Genomic DNA, 19,167 nt, shown 5'->3' with positions numbered 1-19,167 from the left:
CCGAAAAAAGATAAAATGAGAATCGCCCCGACGTATTTTTGTTGATCTTACAAATAATATCTTTTCTGATTGTCCAGCGATCAGCGGCGATGTTTTGTCCAGCGATCAGCGGCGATGTTGGTCCGGAGTCGGCGGAGGGGCTGGGTTCGTGGCAAACGACAAACGGCAGTTCCTGAGCGAGACGACTCTCTCCTACGCCGGATTTGAACTCCAGCTCGGTGACGTCGACAAGCCCACCGGGCAGGTCCCGACCTACGCCGGGGTGAAGCATCCGGAACAGGCCGGCGCCTCCCACGTCCGCCAGCTCCAGCAGGATCTCGTGACGCTGCGGTTCCTCAACCGGGCGCCGACGGGTCTGTTCGATATCCGCACCGAATGGGCGGTGCGCGAGTTCCAGACCTACGCCGGGCTCACCAAGGCGGCCCGGACCACGGCCACCGGGGCCGAACCGGTGGATTTCTGGAGTCGTTACGAAACGAGGATTTTGGCCGCCGAGGCCCGGCTGGCCGCCGCCGAGATCCACGGCGTCGCCACCACGACGACCGCCGCCTGCCTCCAGGTCTGGCTCCGGGACAAGCTCCGCTGCCCGGTAGTCATCAACTGCTTCCGTCTCGACGGCAACAATCGGACCGACGAAGTGCTGGCCGCCAACCTCTGGGCCCACGACGACCACACCGAAGCGTCGGGCGGCCGGATGTTCGTCCGCGACTGGACCGAGCGACCCGGGGCCAGCCGCGACGACTGGCAAGTCTTGGGATCCTACCTCACCCGCCCCAACTTCGGTGGACCCGGGTCGCAGGCCGGTCGGCATACCCTCCCCAGCGGCGCCATCACGCCCCTCCACATGGTTGGGGTGCCCGCCGACCATTTGCTTGCTTCGCAGAAGTCGACGTTTCGCGTGCTGTACGCGGGGTCGTTCCCCGAGATCGACGGCCAGCTCGACGCGGTCAACGCCTACGACAATGCCTTCCTGTCGTTTGGCCCGTGCCAGTGGACCACCTCTCCTCGGCCCGAGAACGGCAAGCACGGCAAGGGAGAGCTGCCCGGGTTCCTCGCGTGGCTCAAGGACCAGGCGGCCAGCTCGTACGGCAACCTGATGCCCGGGGTCGAGGTCATCAGCGGCGAGAAGTCGGCCCCTACGGCGAGTGACGACGATGTCGTCCAGTGGACGGGGGGCATCGTCCGCCCGGGCGAGCAGATTTACAACATGTCGCAGCGGAAGTACGAGGCGTATCTCGGGATCACAGCCTCCCGTCGGGTGGGCGCGGCCAACCCGCCGCGGTTCCTTCGCCGCCTCGATACCCTGGTCAAGCCGGGCACGCCGGCCGGGACCTATGACGAGCTCGACCTGTTCCGCTCCTGGCACTGGTTTTACCGCTTCGTCCTGGCCGCCCGCAACGACGATGCCGTCCGCGCCAACGTCTGGACGATGGCCCGGTCCCGGCTCCGCGACATCGTGATGACACCGTTCCCGCCCGGGGTCCTCAACTCGATCGTCGACGCCACGGTGGGGCGGCGGGCGCCGACCATCGGCGACGTTTTTCAGTCGGAGCTGGCGCTGGCGTACCTCCTCCGGTGGCACATCCGGCGGCCCGGCCACGTCGTCGAGGACGGGCGGGCGGGGAGTCGCCTGATCGCGGCGTGGCGAGCCGCCGGGTTGTCGACCGACATCACCACCTACACCGACGCGGACGAAAGCACGCTGATCGATCAGATCCGCGCGGCGATGATCCCGAATGTGGCGTCGGCGGACGCACTGGACAAGGTGCGCGATACCACCGTGCCCGACCTGGGAAAGGCGGGCCTGACCCGGCGCCACGATGGCAACGGGTTCCAGGGCGACTTCACCGAGCTGGTCCAGATCCCGACCCGCTACCCGGCGACTGGCAACCTCGACTGGGATAACATCAACCACCAGCGGCTCTGCCTGCCGTTCGTGCGGAGCAACCTCGCCCGCATCGGCTTCTTGTCGAGCACCAACGACAACGACCGGGCACGGGTCGCGGTCCGCGAGTTCAAGCGCGCGACCCGCGCCCTTCAGGTGGCGATCGCCAAACCGATCCCGACCGCGCCGGCCAAACCCCCGGTCGATTTTGAGTCGGTGACAGTCACGCCGCCGACCGGTTCGCCGTGGCCGACCGACGACGTGGTCGACCCCGCCGTGATGGAGGCGCTGACCCGGTGGCGGATCAGCGGGTGGGCCACCCCCCTGGTCGTCTCGTCCCGGGTCCACTCGGGCAACACCCTGGGCGACGAGGTGAAGGCCAACTTCCTCTGGAACCGCGACTGGCCCCCGGCCGACGGCAGCGACCTCTGGGTCGTCGCCCGCGACGTGGCGCCGGACTTCCCGACGATCACCGGCAACCGCCGCAACGACGGCCTGGTCGGCGTCGGGCAGCCGGCGCGGGACGCCAACGGCAAGCCCACTCCCTCGGCGTTCCCCCCCGCCCAGGCGGCGCTGTTCTGGGACCGCGAGCCCCTGGAGTTGCTGCCCAACAACTTCGCGGGCAATACCTGGTCGAATCTCTCGCCTGAGGCACAGGCCACGTTCCTGGTGCTGCGGGCGGTGAGCCATCTGGAAAACTCTGCCTTCCTCGACGGGGCCTCGGTCGACCCCAGCGGCCGGCTGGCGTTCCTTTTCGGCGGGCTGCCCGCCAGCCTGCCGGCGGCGTCCTCCCCCCTGCCCAAAAACCAACGGAGCCGGCTGGGGGCGTTCGCCGCCTACCTCAAAAAGACCGACCAGGCGACCTTCGACGCCACCTTCGGCCGCTTCGGCGTCAATCCCGAGCAGGAGTGGGGGACCAACGGCGCGGACCTGTTCCGGTCCGCCCAGCGGGTCTATTCCGCCGCACTGGTCTGGGACGCCCCCACCGTGGCCACCGTGCCGCTCCGCCACCTGGCGGGCTGGACCTGGTTTTCCCGCCTGATCCTGTTCACGCGCGCCTTTCCCGCCGCGATGGCCCGTGCGACCTGGGGGTTCGCCCGCGTCCAGCTCCGCGAGTTGTTGCGGACGCGGGTCACCCTCAAGGATTTCAAGCACCCGGCCAGCTCGACCACCCTGCCCAACCAACCCTACACCCTCGGCGAGATCTTTACCTCCCAGCGTGCCGTGGCGCTCCTGTTCGCCTGGTTCCTCCGCCGCCCGGAGGACGTGGTCAACACCGGCGGCGTCGTCTCGGTGGACACCAAGGGGGTGGGCAAGGTCCTGGTCGCCAGCAAGCCGAACCTGCCGCTGGCCAGCACCCCGGCCGAGTCCTGGACCGACGCCATCGAGCAGCTGCTCGTGAACCAGCTGGCGACCCAGCTCGCCACGGCGGCCAACCCCCCAGTCCTCAAGCAGATCCCCGGCCTCGGCGGCTGGCCGCCCGCCCCCGGTGACACCTCCGTCTGGCACCTGGCCGATGCCCAGCGCGTCGACCTAACGACCACCCGCGGGCAAGGCGACAACGCCACCTCCCGCTTCCGCTTCCCCCTCGACGTCTCGGGCCTGACCCAGCCCCCCCCGGCGTTCGCGCCCGCCCCGGCCCGCCCCGGCCCCCGCGACCAGGCTTCGCGATGGTCGGCGGAGGACGCAAGCCCGGCACCGGCCCCGCCGCGCGCGGCGCGGCTCCGCGACGATCCGGCCGAGCGGTCGGCCGTCCAGCTCAGCCGGGCCCGCGACCTCGGGGCCGGGTCGTTCGGCTTCGGCGTGGCGCTGCTGGGGGTGGCCGACCCCTCGGGCAACGGTCCGTTCCACGCCGATGGAGTAGGCTTCACTCTGCCCGATGTCGATGGCGAGACCGGCTGGGAGGTCCCGCTCGCCCAGCCGTTCGACTTTGCCCGCAGCCTGGAGCAGGAGGCCAGCACGGCGATCCGGGTCACCTCAGCCAACACCGACCCCGAGCTGCTCCCGACGTTTCGCCTGGCGGCCAACCAGGCCCCGGTGAACCTGTCGCTCCTCCTGAACCTGACGGCGACTCTGCCCGACGGCCCGCAGGCCGACTCAGCGGTGGTCCGGGTCGACGATCTCCAGCGCGACGGCAACGACACCCTCACCGGTCGGGTCCGGCTGGAGGTCACGCTCGGGGGATCCGGGGTCTCGGGCCACCCCGTCTGGGTGTTCCCGGCGGCGATCGACACCACCACGCCCCCGACCTTTGGCCCATTGCGGCTCGACCAGGGAGACAGGATCGGCATTTCCGCCGAGGTGAAACGGGACGGGTTCGCCCTGGGCCTGCCATTCTCCGGCCCGCTCGCGGGCCGTTTGTTTGTGACCCTGACCGATGACGCGGCGGTGGACGCGACGTTCGTGGAGACCCAGTCCGGCGGCGAGCTGAAGCTCGACCTGGGCTCCCCGCTGGCCCGGTTTGTCCTGCCCGCCGGCTCGCCGCTCGACTGGTCGCTTCGCGACGGCTTCCGCCTAACCGTGCCCGACGGCCAGACCCCGCAACTGCTGCTCGACCTGTTCGACAAGGCGGCCGAATCCGCCAAGGCCGTGATCGGCCATGCCTGGCAGGGGGGCAACATCGCCAGCTGGCTGATGAAGTTCGCCCAGCCGGTCGCCGACCTGCCCGACGAGCTTCGCCAGATCACCTGGGTCAACGACCGGCCGACCCTGTCGCTCGAACTGATCGCGGCGACGATCGGCGACGTCATCCCCGAGGTCGCCAGAGCCCGGGAGCTGATCGAGCTGGCGCCGCCGGGGCTGGCCAACCTCGCCCGCCTGGCGACCACGTTCTCCGAAGGGGAGCTCGGGCCCTGGCTCGACTTCCTGGACGTCCAGCGGCCGACGCTGTCCGTGCCGCTCGAATTCCACCTCAAGCCCGCCGACCAAGACGAGTTGCTCCACGCCACCGGCGTCCTGAACTTCGCCTTCGACACCGATGAGGCGGGGGGCCGGCTGTCGTTCAAGGCCAGCTCGCTCCGCTGCTCGGGTTCGGCCGACCTCCGGACCAAGCGGACGACCTCCTACAAGGCGGGCCTGGTCAAGTTGACGGTGCCCGAGGGGCTGACGTTCCGGTTCGAGGCCGGGTCGGACAAGGCGTCGCTGGCGCTGATTCGCGCGGCGGAAACGGGCCGGGGGCCGGCGGCGGCGATCCGGCTGGAGTTCCCGGCCGACATCGACCCCAACGATCCGTCGTTCAGCAAGTTCGTCTTCGAGATGAGCGAGTTCAAGGCCCACGACTCCGGTTTCGACTTTCGCGGCGGGGTCCGCGCCGGCCGGGTTGGGCTGGGGAGTGGGGACCTCACCGGCCTGAAGGCGCCGGTCGACGTCCAGCCGCCGACCACGATCGGCACCGGCGACCAGGAGCCGGCCGTCGGGGAGATCCTGGTTCGCAACAGCAAGCTCGTCGGGTGCAGCCTGTCGGCCTCGGCCGACCTGGTGTTTTTTGACTCGGCCGTCGGCAAGCTCACCCTAAAGCTCACCGAGCATGACGGCTCATTCGACGCGGCGGCGGTGCTGGAGATTATCGGCCTGCCAGTTTTCCACGTCCGCAGCCTCTTCCTCCGGTTTGACATCCCCTACCTGGTCTTCGCCACCAAGTACGAGAACAAGAAATGGACCAGCAACATCCGGATGACCGGGACAATCTCGGCGGAACCGCCCGAAAACCCGCCCAACGGGGAAATTAATGAACTCCTCTCCGGGTTCTTCGCCAAGCGGCTATCGGTCTCGTTCGAGAGCCTCGACCTGCTCCGGCTCAACGCCGAGGCCATCACCTTCCGGTGCGCCCCCCAGTCGTTCGAGATCCTCGAAATCCTCAAGATTGAGGTCGATGGGCTGCGGGTCGGCAATAAGAGGGACCCCGATTATGTCAATAACAAACGATCAACGCTGATACTGGGCATCCTGGGGCAAGCCTCGCTCAAAAATCTCGACCTGCTCAACGCCCGCCTCACCTTCGGTGGGATCACGCTGAGCCTGCCGCTGAACAACAACGTGCCGGATCTCAGTAAGACCTCGATCGACGTGGAGACGATCGGCATCGCGATCACTCCCCCGGCGGGGTTCATGGCGTCGGGCAGTATGACGCGAATGCCGGGAGGGTTCGAGGCCGAACTCGAGCTGGAGACCGACTTCCTCCCCCGGACCCGGGTAGTGGGCCGGTCGGTCCCGGTGATTGCGGGCGACGGCCGCAAGGTGCCCGGCTTCTCGGTCGCGGCCGAGGTCGACGTGACCACGCCGCTTTATGCCGGATTCTACCTCCGGTCGGTCGGCTTTGGGTTCGGGATCAACAACACCCTCGCCGGACTGGAAAAGTCCGACCTCAAGGGGGTGGACCGGGTGATCGCCCTGGTCCGGCAGCCCAACGGGCCACCCGACCCGTCGAACATCAAGGCCTGGGTCGACGACCCGCCGCCGTCCCACCGGTCGACCGAATGGACGATCGCCGGTGTCGGGGGGATCTCCTACGGCAATCTCGACGTCAAACAGGAACACCCGGTCGTCGGCCGGATCATGATAGCCGTCGACAGCCAGCTGGAAATCCTGATCGGCGCCAACCTCTGGGTCTACGCCGCGCCGGCGCGGGTGACCGACCCCGACTTCCTGGCGCGTCCGCTGGCGCGGGCGGCGATGATGGTCTTCCCGCAGGAGCCGCGGATCTCGGCCTACGCCCAGACACTGCCCAACCCGAAAATGGGGGACTCGGTGCCGGAGATCCTGGGCCAGGCAGTCTCTGCGATCCAAGCCAATCTGTCGGTCGACGCGACGCCGTCGATGTTCGAGGTCAAGGTGGGCTGGCCACGCGAGATCCGCTTCGGCTACAACTTGGGGGCAATCTTCCAGGCCGAGGTGGCCGCCGGGTTCCGATTCGGCGTGGCCGGCGGCGCCGCGACCTTCGGCCTGAACCTCGACGCCGGCCTCAACGTCAGCCTCGGCGGCAGCGCCGGGTTCGACACCTGGGCCGGGTCGGCCTCGGCCGAGATTTCGGCCAACCTCGACGCCAAGGTGGGCCTGGAACTGCTCGGCGCCCTGGCGCCGGGGGGGTCGCCGCTGCGGACCTACCTGGTGGGCCGGCTCCAAGTCTCCGCCAGCCTGTTGGTCCACGCCTCGGCGCACTGCCGGCTTGGCCCGAAGTACAGCCCGCTGAAGATTGGCTTCGACGGCGACTACCGGTTCGCCAGCGTCGACATCGACGGCGAGATCGGCATGAACGAGGGGACCGACCCGTCCTCGCTCGGGGCCCGCGCACACGTCTCGGTCTCCTTCAGCATCTGCGGCTACGACCTAAGCGGCGACCTGTCGATGGCCTGGCAGGCGGACAACGTCACCAAGGCGCGGCAAAAGATCCAGGAACTGCTGCCCGCCTCGGCGATCGTCCCCTCCGCGCGGTTCATAGGCCTGGCCCCCGCCGCCCCGAGCCGCGCTCTCGACACCGCCCGGCCCTGGCACTATCGCTTCACCCGGACCCAGGTCAACGACGACACCCGGATCGTGCGGGTCGTCCTGTTCCCGGCCTCCGGCCAGCTTTACCCAAAACCGCCGCTGGTCCCCGACGCGGCTTTCCGGTTCCGGCTCGCGCTCAAGTCGGCGGACGGGGTTGCGTTTCGCGGCTTCCGGGGGTCGGACCGGTGGGACGACGGCTGGCATATCAGCGACGGCCTGCTCCAGTGGAACGAGGATCTCGACACCAAATTCATCCCGGTCGTGGAGAACGGCCAGCCCAGCAATGTTGGCCTCCGAGAGTTGCTCCAGGCGTTCCCCGACGTACCCGAGCCACGGTTGATCCGCCCGGAACTAACCGACGCCTGGGTGAAGTCGCCCCAGGTCGCCGACGCCAGCGACGGTACCAGCGGCGTCCGCCCGCCCGACCTCTACCCGCTCCGCCGGCGCCGCCTGCCCCACTCCGAGGGCGGCTACGACAACCTCCGACTCCGCGCCTGCACCAGCCCGCCGGCCCGCACCCCCAACCCGCCCAGCGACGGCAACGGCGCCCCCCCGCCGTTCGGTCTGCCGCTTGGCTGGGTCTTCAAGGATCTGGTGAGCCTGCTCTGCGCGCCGCAGGAGGACCTGACCAAAGACAGGTTCACCCTGGCCCGTCCTTTCCGCCTGGTGCTTGAGTTCGAGGTCAAGCGTACCGCCGAGCAGACGGCGAACGCCTGGGAAGATACCTGGAAATGGAATGACCCGGACCACGACCCTGTACCTAACCTCCTTGACCTCGGCGCCATGACCCCGCCGTGGCTGGCCGGCGCGGCAGCGACCCTCGCTTCGCCGATCAAGGGCCGGACGCCGTGCTACGAGTTGGAACTGGGCAAGACGTTTTTTGATGCCACCGGGGTCGGGCTCACCTGGGACTTCCGCAGCAATGACATCGACCAGAAAAACCTTGTTGCGACCCTGGAGGACCACTTCATCGAGGTGTCCCAGATCACGGTGAAGCGGTATCGTGACGGCCGCTTCGACCGTGAGTTTCCTACCAACCCCACCTGGTTTCAGCCCCGCTATCAAAGTGACCCCCAGGCGCCGGGGTGGGTCCACGTGGAGGGCGAGGGCCAGGACGGCCAGCCCCTGGAGATGCTGCTCCGGGTGCCCTACCAGTTCATCGACAACGACGTGGCGAGCTTCCGCGAGAACGAGTGGCTGCGGTACGAGGTGGTGGTTCAGGCCCCGAACCGCGAACTGCGACGCGCCACGACCGAGGTCCGCTGGCGGACCGTCCGCCCGCTGCCGGCGATCCGCCAGTCCCAGGTGCTCCACCGGCTCAAGCCGCTCGCCGGTCGCGACGGGCCGTATGTCCCAGGGGTGTTCGAGTTCGTCGTTGCGGTGGGCAACGCCGACCGCGACGGCCCGTTCGAGTACGCCCGTGACCTGAAGATCCGCTACCAGTGGATCAGCGCCCCCCGGACCGGCCACTACGGGTTCGGAGCGCGTCGACCCGGGTCGACCGGGCCGATCCCGGCGACCGCCCCCCCCGACCCCGACTTCAACGACTTCAACGCCGAGACGGACCCGGTCCTCTGGGAACAGATCCCCGACGAGCTGCGGGGGCCGGGCGATCAACCCCTGACCTGGGAACTCCTGAAGGTCGAGGTCGAGGGACAGAATGTCGAGGGTCAGCGGCTGCTGCGGGTCGTCGTCCCGGAAAACGACCTCCAGCAACAGATCGGTGGGGCGCGGCCCGGCCAGGCCATCGAGTTCTTCGTCGGGATCGCGCCGCCGGCCGGTGCCAACCAGCCGATTACCCGGTCCCCCCTCCAAGTGATGCGTCACGCCGTCCTCCTGCCATCGCGGGGGAACACCCCGCGCCTGCTCGACGGGCCGGTGGAGGCGGAGTACTTCAGCCGGGGCAACACGGTCGAGGCGATCGAGTTCCTGGCCCGATCTGCGTCCACCGAATGGATCCTGGGCGACGTCTTCGACAGCCCGGCGGTCGGGCCGGACCGCATCGCCCTGCTCTGGCCCCACCCGGAAAGCGGATTCGACGTGGCCTCTATCCCGGTCTCCGGGTTCCGGGTCTACCGCGTCGAGGCCCTCTCGCCCCTGGGCTACCCCCGGCTCCGGTCGATCACCGCGGAAGGGTTCTCGGCCCGCTGCGAACGAATCGTCGACGTCTGGCCGCAAGAGATCTACCGCGCCTTCCCCCGCCACCTCGCCCCGCGCCGGCTCGGCTCCGGCCGCCTGACCTACGAAGCGCGAACCGACCTGACGCCGATCCGTGACCTCTGGGACGGTGGCGGCCCGCGGCCCAACGCCCGGGTCCATGCCCCCGCCCTCCGGGCCGGACCGTTCACGCCGGAGCTGTACCGCACCGCGTCGGAGCAACAGTTCTGGGTCCACCCCGCGCTGGTCGAGGTGGCCGGGATGATTGCCGGGGCGCTGGGCGCGGCGGGCGTGCCCTCGCCCCGGTTCGAGCTGACCCTGACCGAGCCGCTCCGCGACCGGGGCACCGCCACGTTCACCCCGAACCGGGCGCTGAAGGATCGGCTCGGCGACGTCCTCCGCCTGCTCCCCGCGTTCGCGGAGGACCCTTTCGGATGGTCCGCCGCCGAAGCGCTCGGCCTGAGCTGCGAATGCGTCTGGCGCGACGCGTCGGACCGGGTGATCGACACCCGCCTCTTCGACGATGAGCGGTTCCTCAACGCACTGCCCCGGCCTCTGGTGCCGCCCCCCGCGATGGTCGTCCGGTTCGTGGCCGAGGACGGCGAAACCCGGCTCGACACGGTCCGGTTGATGTTTGCCGGCTCCCCGGACGACTGGAAGGTCTGGGACGCCGACAACGCCCCCGACACGCCGGTCTTCAACACCGCGTTCGGTCTGTTACTGGTGGGTCGGGCCGACCGGGCCCAGCCCGCCGGGCTGACCGTGGCCCAGCGGACGGCGCGGCTCGGGGCGGCGCTGGCGGCGTGGCTCACCGTCGACCCGGACCCCGCCCATCCGACCTCGGTGTTCCGCCGATCGCGGCAGGACCGCTGGCACGCCGGGCAGATGATCGACCTTTACCCGGCCGAGGTGATGCTCCCGACCGAGCCGGTCCCCAACCGGGCGCGTGTCACGGTACCGATCGGCGGCGGCGGCCGGGTCCGCCTGGCGTTGCCGATCCCCAACGGGCTTCGGCACAGCTACGACGTCGGGGTTCAGATCGTCCGGCGCTACGACGAAATCTGGCTCGCACTCCGGTCGGCCGCCACGCCCGAGGCCGACCAGGGGGAGTTGACGTTCGTCCCGCCGGAGGCGGTCCACAACCTGAAGGTCCCCCGCACCGACCCGTTCGACGATGACCCCGCCAGCGGCGGCCCCGCCGTGCTGATCGCGCCGACCTCCGGCGGGGTGGCGATCACCGTCTTCCGCCACCCGGCCGAGTACGCCTCCACAGCCAACGCGGTGAGCAAGGAATTCTTCGCGTTCTCGGGCCAACACCTCAGGTTGCACCGCGACGTGGCCGGCGGCCAGACCACCTTGGAGGGTGTCTACCAGGTCTTCGCCCAGCACGTCGACGCCGACCACACGGTCCAGTGGGACGCGTATCGGACCTGGGTCCAGAGCGAGCGGGGGACCGAGCGACCCGGGCAACCGTTCCCGCTCCCGATCGGTTCCGGCGACTTGCGGGACGGGCTAAACACCGTCCTGCCCGCGTCGCTCCGACCGACCGCGAAGGCCGACGTCTTCGTCGTGCCCGCGGCGCCGGTTTATTACGATTACCTCGCCGAATCGTACTGCGAGGCGGGTCAGGTCAGATCCCCGGTCACTCAGACCGGCACCGTCCGCCCCCTGTTTCGCCGGCCCTCCCAGTGGCCTCAGGCGTCGTGCTACAACCCGAGGGCCGTCACGCTCGCCGAGCCGAACGACCAGGGGGAATCGTCGCTGACGCTCGACCTGCCGCTGCCGCACCCCCGGCAGTACCTCGCCGAGGAACTCCGCCAGTTCTGGTTCCAATCCGACATCGAGCTGAACATCGGCGCGACCTGCCCGTTCCTGCTGGGGAGCCTGCCCGACCTGTTCGCGCGGCTGACGGTCCACATGTGGGACCTTCAGCCCGACTACCAGGAAGGCGGGACCAAGGTGATCCTGCCCCTGATCGAGGTGTTCAGTCCGCTGGCTCCAAGCAACCCCAGCGGCGACGAGCCCAAGTGGTACGTCGCCCGCTGCTCTCAGCTTTCAGCGATCAGGGCCGCGGTGATCTCACTGATCCAGCCCCCCTCCGGGGCGGACGTCGGCCGGCTCGAGCTGCGTGTCCGGCTGACCTTCAAGATGAACGAGCCGAACCAGGCCGAGGTTTACCACCGTCTCCAGCGGTTGTCGGTTCAGCCGAAGACAAGGTGGTTCCACCTGCGGGTAGAGCGGTCCGGGGTCATGTCCGACTTCTGGCCGCCGCTGGATGGCGCTGGCTGCCCCGAGGAGAGCCACCAATGAGCGAGCCTGATCGCATGGTCCGGAACTTCCACCTGTACCTGCCGCTCGGTCTGACCTCGGGCCCGTTCCCGTTTCTCGACGTGAACGTCCTGCCGGTCAACCCGGGTATGATCCGCCTGCGGCCGGTCGCCATCACCGGTGTGGACGAAACAGCGGCCCCCAATGACCAGATACGGAAGACACTGGAGCGGTTCGTCTCCTCCGACGACCAGGCCCTGCGGGTCGTCGTGACGTTATACTACTTCCGGAATCAGAATGGGGTAGCCCCCAGGCAGGAGATTTTGCTGACGACCCCAGTCCGGCTGGGCCTAGGGTTCGCCGGCCAGCCCACTGGGCCGAACCCCGGCGAGGATGCACGCGTCCTGCTGCGGGGCGGGCTGACCATCCCGTTTGTCAGCAACTATCCTTTCTGGCGCCAGGGGATGGCTCGGCTCTGGCCGACCAACAACCCGGCCGACCTCCGCGCTATTCACATCGAGCCGGGGGGAATCTACCTCGAGGGGCTGCTGCCCCGGTCGTTTTACCCCGGCCGACCGGCAACGCGGGTCCCGGTCGTCCTCCGGGTGCCGCAGGGCCCGTTCACGCCACGCGTGGTCGAGTGGGGCAACGGCTCGGCCGTGCCGACCTCCGGCAACGGCCTTATCCTCCTGGGGTTCGACCCGGCCCGGTTGCTCCACCTTCGCGCCTTCGACCTGAACGGTGACCTCCTAACCGACACGGTCGAGACCGACCCCCAGCACCCCTCTGCGGCGTTCCAGCTGCTGAAGCAACGCCTGGTCGGGTTCGGACCGACCCAGCAACCCACCGGCGATCCGGCCCGCGCGATCGTCCGCGCGGCGATGGCCATCGTCGGCCAATCCTGGACCCTGAGCGACGACCCGACCAGCGCCCTGTCCGGGACCTCCCTGACGGCCAGCGCCTACGTCCGGAGCGTCCGCGACCAGTTCCGAGGGTTCGGCGGCGGGGGGGGCGGTCGGTCGTTTCTCCGCCTGATCGATGCCGACCCCGACGGCGTGGTGGTGCGGATCACCGCCGACCCCAACCCGTTCGCGGGGGACCCGACCCGCCTCCGGTGGCGAGTGGAGCGCCCCGGGGTGTCGCTCCTGATCGGCACCGGCCGGTCGGCAACCGCGTCGTTTCAACCAACGTTGCTGCGGGGGCAGGTCACCCGCCAGGCCGGGGGGGCCTGGCCGGCCGACCGCGACTGGTGGCTGACGACTTCGGACGACGACCCTGCCGCCACGGAGCGTCAGGTCGGCTTCGCCGTCCAGCAGGTCGGTGACCAGACGCCCACGGTCACGCTCGCCCTCAATGAAACTCTTGTCCCCCAGCAGATCCCCCAGACGCCGATCCCGGCCGGCACGGACGGCGTCCAGGTGTCGCGGCGGTCGTGGCTCTGCACCGCCTCCGGCTGGCTGGCGCTAGACGCCTACGCCCTGCCCCCCGCCAACCCCAGCGCGGCGGCCAACGACGACCCGAGCCAGGCCCTGCGGGGGATGATCGACGTCACCGGCATCGCCCGCGACCTGCTCCAGCGGCGGAACGCCTACGGCCTGGACGTGCTGGCCACGGCACTGGGAGCCTCCGACGTCGGGGTCGAGTACCGGAGCAACGGGACGACGGAGACCCTGCGACTGGTCATCACCCAGCCCCGGACCACGGTCACGACCGGCCCGTTCTGGGCGAGCGAACCCGGCTCCGAACCCTCCACCTTCCCCCCCCTGTGGCAAGGACCGGAGGAGCCCGACGACACCTCCATCGGCCGGGCCCTGGTGACGGCCGGGTTCGTGACCCTGTTGACCACCGAGCCCAAAACCCGCCCCGCCCCCCTGACCGTCCTGTTGCGGTGGGACCCGAACACTGGCGACCTGACCTTCCGCGCCCGCGCCGACCAGTTGACCGCCTGGCACCTGCCGGTGGGCCTACCCCTGGCGCGGAACGTGCCCGTGCCCGGCCCCGACCGCGCCGAAGGCTGGCTCGACGGTGACCGGGGCTTGGTGCCGTTCCTCCGGACCCCACACGACCAGACCAGCCCGCCGGAAGCCCTGATCAGCTTTCCCCCCGGGGCTCTGCCCCGGTACCCCGAGGGGGACACCCCCACGCTTCGGCCCCCCGTGGGACCGGACCCGCTCCCCCCCGATCCGCCGAACACGGTCGCGATGTGGGTCGTCGCGGGCCTCAGCCCGCTCGATCACTACCAGCTGACGACCCTCACCGGCGTCGAGTTCCGGCTCTCCCCCACCGCCGCGCCGGGCTGGGTCTACCGCCACGCCAACCCGAGCCTCGACCAGTGGTACGGCGAGCAGATGACCGGTCTGCCCGACGGGACGATCGGATCGGTGACCTGGGATACATCGGGCGTCGAGACCGCCTCCACGTTCCCGCTCGACCGTGCGGGGGTGGCGGTCCCCGCCCTCGGCTGGCTCCCCCCCGCGCTGGTGCCAACCGGCAACACCAACACCCCGACGCTGGACCCGGCCGGCGGCTGCCGCGTGACGGTCGAGCCCGGCTCCCCAACCCGGCTCGTGGGCGTCGACCCGGCGCTGAAGCTCACCATCCGCGATGCCGCCGGGATCGCCCTGACGCTGACCTTCCAGTATCCCACGGCGGTCGAGCCCGACCGGACCCAGTCCCTGTCCGCGACCCTGACTACGACCCTGACCCCCTCCGGCGCCAACCTCCCGAAGTTCACCGCCGGGTTCGAGGCCCCCGGTGCCGCCACCGCCTGGGCCCCGCCGCTCCTCCGCAACGGTCAACCCCTGCTCGCCGCGAAGATGGGGGACGGCACGATCGTGACCGCCGACGGCCTCGGGCTGGTCCGCGCCGAGCCGCGCGGCCCGCTCACCCGCGCGGCCACCCCGGGCGCCCCGACCGACCGCCTGGGCTGGTGCGAAACCGTGACCCTCCGCGACGACGCGACCACGAAAAGCCGGATCGTCTGCGAACTGATCGACCTGCCCCTCACCGGCGAGACCCCCGACGACGGGGCGGGCTGGTGCTGCCACGACGGCGACCACTCCTGGCCGATTCTGCTCGGCTTCCCCCTGTTCCCCATCCGGGTACAGGCGACCGGCGACGCGACCGGCCCGACCTCGTTCAGACTCACGGCGGTCTGGATGCGGACCGCCCCGGCCCCGGACCGGCGGTCGGAACGGCCGCCGACCTCCGCCCGCAACGTCGTCCGCCTCCAGTTCACCCGGACCGGCTCGAACTGGAACCTCCAAGCCAGCGGCGGAATCGACTGGCGGTTCGACGACCCGCTCCTCCGCGACGCCACCAGCGGCACCAGCGGCACCAGCGGCACCAGCCTGGCGCGGGTGGCGCTGGTGGTCGCCGGCGCCCTGGGCTCCGACGGCTCCTGGAACCTCGCCGTCACGGAGATCGCCCTGGACCATACCGTGGGCCTGCTCCGACTCCCCCCGGAGGGCTGCACCGCCCGACTCCAGCCGGGCAAGCTGACCCTCCGGGCCCAGTCCACCGCCACCGATACCCCGTTCGCCTATGACATCGCCGCCCTGGTCATCGACACCCAGGCGGCGGACCGGGGAACCGTGCCGGTCGACACCGGGTCCCTAACTTGGCGGATGGCCCGGCCGAGCGGCGATTTCTCCTGGTCAATCACCCACACGATCAGTCCCCAGCCGTTCCGGAAGGAGCACGACGCCCGCCTGCTCGCGATCGGCCGCAGGCTCAACCTCGGCTCGCGGTCCGACGCCGCGCCGCCCCAGCGGGCGGTCTGGCACGCGCTGGGGGAGGCCGGTCAGCGAGAGGTGGCCTCAGTCACGCCCAGCGCGGTGGCCACGGGCACGCTGCTCGATCAAATGATGCAGCGCCGCGACCTTTACCAGCCCCACGTCTGGTCCGAACCCCACCTCGACCCGCTCACCCGCGCCCGGATCGCGGAGGGGAAAGCCCTGGGCGAAGACGGTGTCTGGCACCGGAATTTCGCGCTGGTCCGGGCGGCGTTCGACGACGGGATCGACCCGCCGCCGCCGTGGACGTTCACTGTCACGTCGTCGCTGACGGGCCAGCCCCTGGCCCGGCTCCGCGCCCGCCTGGGCCACTTCGGCGCCAACCAGTTCCTCCTGGTCGGCGTCCCGACCCAGGAGGCGCCCACGGACCTGGTCGGCTCCTGGTTCGAGCGGCTCGACCCCAACGATCGGGGCTTCGTCGCGGTCCGGTTCGACACGCCCCTGCACGTCGTCGACCTCGGGGCCGAGATCTGGATGACCCTCACCGACCGCCACGACCCCCGGGTCACGCCGGCCGAACCCGACAGGACCCGGCTCGCGGCGCGGTTGGTGGTGAGTGGGACCCCGAACCCTCAGACCGGGGCGGACCAGGCCACGGCGCGGGTCGAGCTCACCGGCCGGTGGTCGCTCCGCAACCAGGTCCCGTACCGCCAGGGCTCGTCCACGACGGCAGCCCTGGAATGGACCGCCCGCGTCTACCTGAACCAGGCCGCCGCCCCCCTGGAAGCGGTGTTCGCCGGCCTCGGCCCCACTCCCGGCCGGGTCCTGGGCGGGGTGGCCCACCACACCGTCCGGGAGGTCGCCACCGGCAAGCAATGGGACTGGCAGGCCCCCCAGACCGTGTGGCTCCGCCGGCTCGGCGACTACCTCGGCCTGCCCGCCAACTCCACCGATGCCGACGCCACGGCACTAGTCGTCGACGCCAGCCAGGTGGCGTGGCTGGCCCCCTTCGCCACGACCAACACCCCGGCCAGGACGGCGACCACCCCGCCCCGGCCCGCCCTCACGGCGGCGGGGCTCGACCTCCAACTGCTGCCCCCGCAACCCCAGCCGTTCGACGCGATCGGCGGCCACGAGGTCCGGCTCGCCTGGGCCACCGGGGCGAAACTTGCCGGCCGCCCCGACCTGCCCGTCGTAGCGCTCGGCAATGAGCCCCCCGACCGGTCGTACCCGGAGGCGGGGATCCACCCCCGACGCCCCCGGCCGCCGGTGGCCGACACCGGAAACCAGCCCCGCGAACTGCCCCGGGACGACCAGGCCGCCTGGCTGGCGTCGACCTACCTGGCCGAAACCCTCTGGCCCGGCAGCCTCCGCGACCGCCCGGCCGGCAGCGGGCCGACCGTTCCGGCCGACCTCGGGAATTACTCCGACCTGGCCTGGCTGCTCGCCTCCTCCCCCGCCCGGCTGGCCGCCGCCGTGGTCGTCCGCCAGCACGACCCCGCCGCGACGGCGACCCTGCCCCGCGCTCGGACCCTGGTGAACTTCCCGTTCGACCTGAACGCGGTGCCGACCCAGGGGGACAACCCGAGCGTCAACCGGCAGCTCCTGCTCTACGACAGGGGCGTGTTCCGCCGGGTCGCCACGGCCGAGGGGCCCGCCGACGACAACGCGGCGCGGGCCTGGGGGCTATCCCAGTTGCTCCAGCGTCGCGTCCGCGCGGCGGGCCTGGTGGTGGTGGGCTTCGATCGCCTGATCCCGGTCGCCTCGCCCCTCGGAGTCGTCGACGAGCCCCTGGCCGGGGTCCGCCCCTGGGACCGTGACCCGGACCCGGCCAACATGACCCCCGACCCCGCCCGCCACCTGCCGCTCCTCCACATCCCGGTCCAGCCCACGCCGGGGCTGGGTGTCCTGCTCTACGACGCCCGCCCGGTCGACGGCCCGCGCGTCGGGTGCCGCTTCACCCCCGACCAGGTGAACCAGCAGGCGAAACGGATCAACGTCCCCGGGCACGGCCTGGGCGACGGCCAGGAGCTCGCCTATGTCGGGCCCGACCGGAACGGGGTCCCGGTCGGGGGCCTGACCCCGGGTCACACCTACTATGTGATCGGAGCCAGCGACGACGCCTTCGGCCTCGCCGACCGCCCAAGGGGGGCAGCTATCGAACTGATCCCGGGGGGAGGGACGGAGAACCAATTCCTGATCGGTCCACGGACCGAGTCCCCCTCGGCCACACTCTTCCGCCTGTCGCCGCTGGGCGAGGGGAGCCCAGGCACGTTCCGCCCGGCGACCGCTGTGACGCTCGCCACGGAGACCGCCACCCTGACGCTGTCGCGGCTCGACCGGGTGGCGTTCACCGCCGCAACAGTGGGCTACCCCGCCACGAACCAGGACCTGAACCACGCGCGGGTCGCCCGGGCTTGGCCCGTCGACACCCTCCGCTCCGGCGAGTACTTCCTCCCGCCTCAGATCGACGTGACGAGCTGGGCCACCCGGCCAGGCGAGGTGGTAACGTCGCAGTGGTCCACGACCCGCGACGACCGGCGGGATGGTCAAGTCGCGCGGCGGGCGGGACCGGCCCCTGCGGTCTCGCTCCGACGCCCCCGCGCCTCCGTGGGGGCACACCAGTTCGCGTCGGTGGCGCTGGATGGCGCAACGCGGTCACTCATGGGGGGGGCGTTCACCCTAGCCCGGTTGCTCCTCAACATCACTTTGGGCCAGAGCCCGCGACCAGACGTGGATGGCGTGGCCACCGTGCTTGTCACCCGCCGGGCGGTACACCCCGGGTTCCGGAGCCCTGAAGATGCGCGAGAGGCGCCGATCGTCGTCGAGTTCAAGAAGGATCAGGGCCAGCCGCTCACCCCAGGGGTCGCGCTCCAGGTAATCGCCGGTGCGAGATTCAACCCCCAGATCCTGAGCGGGAACGAGCCGGTCGTCCGCACTCTCCTCCTCCGCCTCCCACCCACCTTGGACTCGATCCCCATGGCGATCCAGGGGGACCTCGACAATGGGTTGACCAATCTCCACATTGCGGTCGCCGCCGAGTTCACCGCCGGCCCCGGCGACACCAGCCAGTGGGACGACATCGGCGGTGGCCTGGCGCGGTTCCACCCGCCGATTGGGCTGTTCCCCGCCGTCGACGGCGATTCGACCGCGGCCGCCTTCGAGCTATCGCGGTTTGAGCGAGTCGTTCAGGACAACGTCGTCGCGAGCTGGACCCGGACCACGCTCGGCGGCTGCCTCCGGCTCACCTTCGCCAAACAGGATCAGCTCGTGCCTGATGCCCCCTCGAACGCGCAGGTGCTGATCAACCCAGCCCAAAGACCGGACCTGGTCCGCTTGCTGGGGGTCGGCCGAATCGCCGCCGAAGCGTTCGGTAAGGCCCTGCCGGTCCCCGATCCCGAGGTCGTCTGGTGGCGAGGCACCGCCAGCCTCAGGGCGCTCTACCGATCGCTCGTCCAGCCGGGTGAAGGGGCCGACACCGCCATCCGCTTCGGCATCCGGCTCAACGGGCCGACCGGCGAAAGCGTCCCCCACGATGATCCAACCCCCGCCTCGCTACTCGCCCGACACCAAGCCATTGCTTTCAAGGATCATGATCTTCGGCACTGAATGCGGGCATCTCGCTCTGGACGCGACAGG

The 19,167-nt window shown here is 70.3% G+C and carries 2 protein-coding genes; both read left to right on the top strand.

The window, feature by feature from the left end:
- Window positions 1-148 precede the first annotated feature (148 nt).
- A complete protein-coding gene (locus SH412_RS26665; protein ID WP_336521085.1) occupies window positions 149-11,836 on the top strand; it encodes a peptidoglycan-binding domain-containing protein in 11,688 nt (3,895 codons plus the stop codon).
- Entirely contained in the window at window positions 11,833-19,137 is a 7,305-nt protein-coding gene (locus tag SH412_RS26660) for a hypothetical protein (RefSeq protein WP_336521084.1), read from the top strand. The genes SH412_RS26665 and SH412_RS26660 overlap by 4 nt, the downstream gene beginning before the upstream one ends.
- Window positions 19,138-19,167: the final 30 nt, after the last annotated feature.

This window comes from Planctellipticum variicoloris (assembly GCF_030622045.1).
Taxonomy (GTDB): Bacteria; Planctomycetota; Planctomycetia; order Planctomycetales; family Planctomycetaceae; genus Planctellipticum; species Planctellipticum variicoloris.
Note: the sequence above shows the minus strand (reverse complement) of the source record. Positions and strands in the feature narration are given on the sequence as shown.

Excerpts from the sequence above, each read along its gene's own strand:
- SH412_RS26660 (WP_336521084.1), top strand. The coding sequence starts at position 11,833 with ATGAGCGAGCCTGATCGCATGGTCCGGAACTTCCACCTGTACCTGCCG.